The 6710-nt window shown below is 57.1% G+C and carries 4 protein-coding genes and 1 pseudogene; 3 read left to right on the forward strand and 2 right to left on the reverse strand.

The window, feature by feature from the left end; genetic code table 11:
- Window positions 1-1029 precede the first annotated feature (1029 nt).
- A pseudogene (locus ABW043_RS11610) lies at window positions 1030-1664 on the forward strand (transposase); the annotation flags it as partial.
- Here ABW043_RS11610 and ABW043_RS11615 read toward each other — a convergent pair.
- Complete coding sequence (locus ABW043_RS11615) at window positions 1603-2493, reverse strand: recombinase family protein (protein ID WP_353921366.1); 891 nt, start codon at window positions 2491-2493, stop codon at window positions 1603-1605. The pseudogene ABW043_RS11610 and the gene ABW043_RS11615 overlap by 62 nt on opposite strands.
- Window positions 2494-2545: 52 nt before the next feature.
- Window positions 2546-2827 (reverse strand): recombinase family protein, encoded by a 282-nt coding sequence (locus ABW043_RS11620; RefSeq protein WP_353921367.1) that lies wholly within the window; start codon window positions 2825-2827, stop codon window positions 2546-2548.
- A 166-nt stretch (window positions 2828-2993) separates the two neighbouring features.
- Between ABW043_RS11620 and ABW043_RS11625 the strand changes: the two genes are divergently transcribed.
- Both ABW043_RS11625 and ABW043_RS11630 read left to right on the forward strand, forming a co-directional pair.
- Window positions 2994-3842 carry an NAD-dependent epimerase/dehydratase family protein gene (locus tag ABW043_RS11625; protein ID WP_353921368.1) on the forward strand — a complete coding sequence of 283 codons (849 nt, stop codon included), beginning with the start codon at window positions 2994-2996 and terminating at the stop codon, window positions 3840-3842.
- Window positions 3843-3967: 125 nt separating this feature from the next.
- Window positions 3968-5965 (forward strand): acyltransferase family protein, encoded by a 1998-nt coding sequence (locus tag ABW043_RS11630; protein ID WP_353921369.1) that lies wholly within the window; start codon window positions 3968-3970, stop codon window positions 5963-5965.
- The last annotated feature ends 745 nt before the right edge of the window (window positions 5966-6710 follow it).

Genomic DNA, 6710 nt, shown 5'->3' on the forward strand with positions numbered 1-6710 from the left:
CCATGACCGACTTGCATGGGGTTTGGCAAGAGACCTTTGACGACGGCATCGGCTATGAGGTGACCAGCCGGCTGCATTATTAAAGGCGCCTCCGCCGGTTGACCTATCCGAACCTCAACTCGGGTCCGACCGGCGGCATCGGGTACGATTTCGGCCAGGCCACGAAAGCTCAGATCCAGGCGGGCGTGATTGCGACTCGTTGGGCGCCTCCAGCCGGCAGGCCGACAACACGCACTGGACCACCGATGGTGCTGCGGCCAACGCGGCTCTTTGGAAGGCGGCGCTACATGCCTACGGCGCGCCCTTCTAGAGCGTGGAGGCTTCCGTCGCCCGCAATCTCTGATCTTTTAGATAGCAATGCCAGCGAGGGCGCCTGTGGCCGGTGATCAGGCCGCTTCGTAGACTGAGGATTGGCGTGACATCTGGAATTCCTTGCGGAAGGCCGCCAGGGACCAATTCGCACGCAACAAGTTCGTCGGGATCGAAACCGGCAACGGCGCAATCGGTTCGCGCCGCCTCCCGAAATTCAGCATCAATCATGATGATCAGCCCGTAAGCGAAGTCACCTAGGGGCGGCGAGGCTACCACCACAACCATAGAATGATCAACCCCGCCTCTCGGGGCAGGCTTTCTATGGGAGCAAGGCAAATGACCGAACCAGCCTCAATTCGATACAAGAATAGCGCATTCTTTCGGTGGTTTCGCCAAAAGTGGACCGGCTATTTTCGGCCACGCAATCTACTGGCCATCTTGGTTTTTACTGTCTTGGTCGTTGCAGCGGGTATTTGGATCAATCCGCCTCTAGTGTCCGGGAAGAGTTTCGTCGCGCAAACCCTGAACTAGCATAAAAGCCGACATAATTGGCCTTGCGATTTCAAGGCGGATCACTGCGTCGGAAACACGCCAGCGCATCAATGCTACCCGCCGAGCAAGGCGAAAGTCAGCTTCGGGTCGATTCCGTTGAAAGTCGCCAGTTGCGACGCAGAGACATCGGTGATTCAGTCTGTCTAGTTGGCAGGACTGAAGGTCATGATGGGGCATCGGCAAGTCGAACAGGCTGCGTTGTTCTACGAGTTCTCGCTGGAAAGGCACATCCCAGCCGACCACCTCCTGCGGTCGATCGATAGGTTCGTCGATTTCGAGGACCTGCGACGGGAGTTAGCACCGTTCTACAGCAACGTCGGGCGGCCCTCGATCGATCCGGAGCTGATGATCAGGATGCTCCTGATCGGCTATTGCTTCGGCATACGTTCGGAGCGGCGGCTATGTGATGAAGTCCACCTCAATCTGGCATACCGCTGGTTCTGCCGGCTTGGTCTGATGGTACTGTCCCCGATCACTCGACGTTCTCGAAGAATAGGCACGGCCGCTTCCGTGAGAGCGATCTCTTCCGCCGCGTGTTCGAGACCGTCTTGCGCCGCTGGATCCGAGAGCGCCTGGTCGGCGAAGGGTTCGCAGTCGACGCGAGCCTGATCAAGGCGGATGCCAATCGGCAGAAGGGAATCGAAGGCGATAAGGGGCTTCCGCCGGAGGCCGCGGGTCGAGCGATCGACGAGTATCTTGCCGTTCTTGATGATGCCGCGTTCGGTGCCGCGACGGAGGTCACGCCCAAGTTTGTGTCCCCCTCCGACCCGGCAGCGCGCTGGACGGGAGCGCAGGGCGGCCTTCAGGTAAAAATGATACGCCTCGTCCTCGACGCTCCAGATCGGTCATAACGTAATCGGCGACGGCTCGACTCACTTTGTTGATATCGGTTTGAACCTGTTTGAAGCGGTATCTATTCGGCGGCCGGTAGCCGATCAGTCGATACGCCTCGTCGAGCGACCCAAACCTTCGCGCGTAGACCGAGCAGTTCGTCATGTTCTTTGCCGCAAGGACGATTTTCATCGTGAGACGACCTTCGCGGCGAAGCAAGGCCCTGAGCATATCCAGCAACTCCTTGTCCGTGCGCGTTCGCCCACATTCAAGTTCTTGAAGGACTTTCTGCGCCTTGGAGAAGGTTGCCGGGGTGACGATTGGAGCGAATGCTTTCGTTCGACGTATCCACATGTCGCGCGGGTTGTGGATATGCCGCTCGCCCAGTTTCTGCGAGCGCCGACTGAAGACAATATGACCAAGATAAGCCTCGTTCTTCAGGACGTTGCTGATCATCAACATTGTCCCTGGCTTGCCCCGGCTGGCGAGCATGCCTTTGGCGTTCAGTCTGGCTGCAATCTCGGTGCGGGTACACTTGCGGTTCGCGAACAGGTCGAAAATCTGCTGGATAATTCGGACTTCGCGCCTTGGACCAGGCGCCAGAACCGTCCGTTCGAGCTTGAGGTTCTTTCGTTCGCCGTGCTGCAAGACAGCCTTTTTCCGGCCGCGCTCGTCAACCAGGACGCGTCGTAGGCCGAAGGGTGCAGGTCCACCTCGCCAATACCCCTCGCTTGCCAAGCGACTACGTCCAAGGAATATCTTCTTTGATAGCTTGCGGCTGTAGTCTGCGGCGGCCACGCGTTTGATGTTCTTGATGACAACGGAGGGGAAGCTCCCATCGTTCTCGAATTCATCGGCGCAATAATGAATGTGAATGCCGGCCCCGATCGGCGTATGACTTGACGATCTTGATGCTTCGGCGAGCGGCGTAAGCGGCGAGTGCGGCTGCCTGGTTTTCGATGGAGTATTTTTGCGAGTCGGTGGAAACGCGCAGGTACTGCGCCGCACGAGACCCTTTGAGCGATCTCGGAAGGTGGCTTTTGTCGGACAACCAGATCGTTGACCATGGCCGAACCCAGCAAGCGGAGCAGCCGACAACAAACCCCTTGTTGGCGTTTCTGGCAAGCAGCATTGCTGCGCTTTTGCCCTCACGGCAGAGCCGTGCCACCTCCGGCGTCCGGGGCACGGCAGTCTTTGAGGTCGCTAGTCCCGCGGCGCTCGGATCGCTATTCTGGGTTGCACCCGATCAGGTTGTGTGATTGGGTGTCGACTGAATTGTTTCAATCGGTTGCTGGGAAGTGACGGGCCTCATTTTCGGCGCAAGCGGCATGGTCGGCGCCTATATCGCACGGGAGTTCGCCAAGAGCGGGCAAGCCGCATTCTGCGTTTCGCGAGACGCACGCCCAGGTTGGGTACGCGCAGACCTGACACAGTTGGATGTTGTCAAGATTCCGCGGGCCGAGATTGTCTTTTGCGCCACGAACGCGCGCACCTTCGCCCAAGCGCTTCCGGCAGTCCTCAGGGCTAAGCCACGGCGGGTTGTGGTGATCAGCTCGACCAGCGTCTTCACGAAAACTGATTCTACAGATGACGAGGAGCGCCGGTCGATTCTCGAGCTGATCTATGCGGAAAAGCAGATATCGAATCTCTGCAGCAAGGCGGCCGTGGAATGGACCATCTTGCGTCCCACGCTGATCTATAGAGAGGGACGCGACCGCAACATCACCCAAATTGCCCGTATTATTCGCCGCCTCCGGTGGATGCCTCTCTACGGCGGTGCAAAGGGTCTGCGTCAGCCGGTGCACGCCGAAGACTTGGCGCGGGGTGCGATCGCTGCTGCAAGATCTCCATCTGCCGCAAATCGCGCGTACTGCACGACCGGTTTGGAAACCTTGTCCTATCGCGAAATGGTTGGCCGGGTGTTCGACGCACTGGCGATCCCGCGCCGCCTGGTGTCCCTTCCGCCAGTCTTGTGGAAAACTGCTTTCTCGCTGGCGCGCCCCCTATATCCGGGGGTCACATCCGTCATGGGCGAGAGAATGATCAAGGATCTGGCCTTTGACTCGTCTGCTGCGATTTCCGATTTCGGGTGGCAGGCACGCCGATTTGAGCCCGCGTTCGACGAGTGGCGGGATCAGCTAAAATGAAGGGCGCCATCGAGAGAGGGCCCGTTGAATGTTCCTGGTCGAGCCGTAAGCACTCTAAGTCGTGGACGCCCTTAAAAACTCCAGAACTATCGTTGCACACCACCTACAATGATCCGAGCCTAGTTATGCCAGAACCGAACGAGGCGAGGGAGACCGCTGGCGGAACTAGGATCGGCTCTTCGGCGCTGGACTATCGCCCGGACATCGACGGGTTACGGGCGTTCGCCGTTATCTCCGTGGTCTTGTACCATGCCTTTCCGAATACGCTCGGCGGCGGGTATATCGGCGTCGATGTTTTTTTCGTTATCTCTGGATATCTGATTTCATCGATCATCCTAACAGAGGTTGATGATGACCGTTTTTCCTTCCGATATTTTTATAGCCGGCGGGCAAAACGGATCTTTCCGGCCCTTGCTGTTTGTTTGACAGCGGTCTTGGCCTATGGATATGTTTCGATATTACCATCTGAATTGGCGCAGCTAGGGAAGCATGTTTTCTTCGGGGCCGGATTTCTTTCCAATATAGCTATCTGGAGCGAGGCTGGATATTTTGATACGGCTGCGACACAGAAGCCGTTGTTGCATCTTTGGTCACTTGGCATCGAGGAGCAATTCTACATCGTTTGGCCGGCCTTATTGTTGCTAGCGCACCGCCACAAGATCGCAGGGAAGATGGTTTTGATCCTCATTGCAGGATCCTTCTGCGCAAATGCATTTTTGTCGACGACAAGTATCTCCAGTGATTTCTTTCTGCCGGTCTCTCGTTTTTGGGAACTGCTGACTGGAGCTGCGGTATCCTTGAGCGCGCGTCGGCGAGCATGCCCTCTTGGTGCACGGTCTTGGCTGTCCATCGTAGGCTTTTCGGTGCTAGTGCTCTCAGCGCTGGCGTTTAAGCCGGATATCCAATTTCCTGGCTGGTGGGCCCTTCTTCCAGTAGGGGCGGCCGGGTCATTGATTATCGCAGGCCCTCAGGCGGCAATTAACCGCACAGTCCTCTCTCATCATGCCGTCGTCTTTGTAGGTCTTCTAAGCTATCCATTTTATCTCTGGCACTGGCCGCTGATATCGTTCGCGTACATCATTCGTTTGGGCAAGGCGCCGACGCCTCTAATGTCCGCCGGACTCGTCATTGCGAGCTTCGGCCTGGCTTTCGCGACGTACATCTTTATCGAGAAGCCAGTTCGCTTTGGGGCACAACATCGAGCCCGGGGACCAGCAATCTGTCTTGCCGTCCTGGCTGCTTGCGGGTTGGCAGCTTGGATCTTCAGCGGTTTTCCCGCACGCTTCCCTGCTGGTCCGAACCTAGATATCCGAAAGATCAGTGAGGCAACCCTTGATTCGGCATTCGCGGCCACCAAAGGCATGGAAGTCTCAAGCCATGACGCAACAGTGGTGGCTCGTCTGGGGAGGGGTGACCGCAAGGTCGCTCTTAGCGGCGATAGCTTGCTCTTTCAATACGGTCCCCGTGTGCAGCAACTTGCGGACGATGGTCAATTGGCGGCTTCGACATATTTTGTGGCGGGTGGCAGTTGTGCGCCCGTCCCCGGCGTTGTTCAGCTCGGCGATTTTGCGCATTGTGCCAATATGCCGGACCTTCTGCTGGAACTTGTCAGGCGTGAGAAGATCCAAACGGTCGTGCTCGGCGCGTCTTGGAACGGGTACAATGCCGAAAATATGTGGATCGTGCGAAATGGAAGGCGACTGCAGCTAAATGGGCTGGAAGGAAGGGAGGCATTCTACGCCAACCTCGAGGATTACGTGCGGCTGCTGCAACACGAGGGTGCCACCGTCCATTTAGTCCTGGCTGCTCCCGTTCACGAACGTTTCAATCCACGCGAGATGGTAGTGCGGAGCTTGATTGGCGTTAAAGTCGCCCCCGATGCAGATCATGACGTGCCTGCCGCTGAGTTGCGGGCCAGCTATTTCGCAACGAACCAGAGACTGATTGCTTTGTCACGGCGAACGGGGGCACAACCGCTTGATGCCTTCTCGGACATCTGCGGCGATGGTGCCGGATGCTCGGCCTTCTTTGACATTACTGAACCGAAGTACTCAGATGGCATGCATTTGCGTCCAACCTTTGTTCGCAAGCACATTCATTTTCTCGATTCGTTGTTGAGATGAACTTCCCAAGCGGCTCAGTCGTCCTTTGATTTGAGCCTCGAGCTTAAGGCTCGGAAAAGTCATTATAGTCGAGAGCAGGTGCAACATGCTCGCGGGTAATGGGTCGGCATCTTCAGGTCGGTCCAGCCGAACATCGTCATCATTTGGCTCTCGGTGCATTCAGTATAAGCGGTCACTTTCGCTCACGCCTCGCGCACCCCATGGCAGCTCTTCTTGGGCTCGTTGACGTTGACCAGAACAGGGTATTTTTTGAACTGTATCGCCCATGCCTTCTTGTTCATCGGCAGCACCCGGCCTCTCAGCAATTTGCAGGTGAAGACCTCGTCGCCGATGCTTGGCTAAACGCGCCGCTCTCGGCGGATTTGAGGTCCACCGACAAGGTCACCATGGTGTTGCCAGATCAATGCGCGAGCAACACCGGCCCTTTGACGGCGTCTCTAGGGGAAGGCTTGAGAAGTTGCGCTCGGCGATTGGGCGAACATTCAAAAGCCTTCAGGTGACTGGCCGCTTTCTGGCCAATCCAATCGTTCGCTCCTGATAAGAAATCATAGTGAATGACTGCAGCGGAGAAAGCGATGCCCGACGAATGGCGCGCGCTATCGGGTACGTCTCCAGATAACCATTGGCAGCATCGCAAGAAGCATTCCAAGAGACAAAGCGAGCAGTATCGTTGCCATAGCCGCGATGCTGGGATCAGCGTAGAAAAGAAGTTGCTGCATCAGGCGCAGCGGCAGCGTATCGCCGC

It is taken from the genome of Devosia sp. (assembly GCF_040509215.1).
GTDB lineage: Bacteria > Pseudomonadota > Alphaproteobacteria > Rhizobiales > Devosiaceae > Devosia.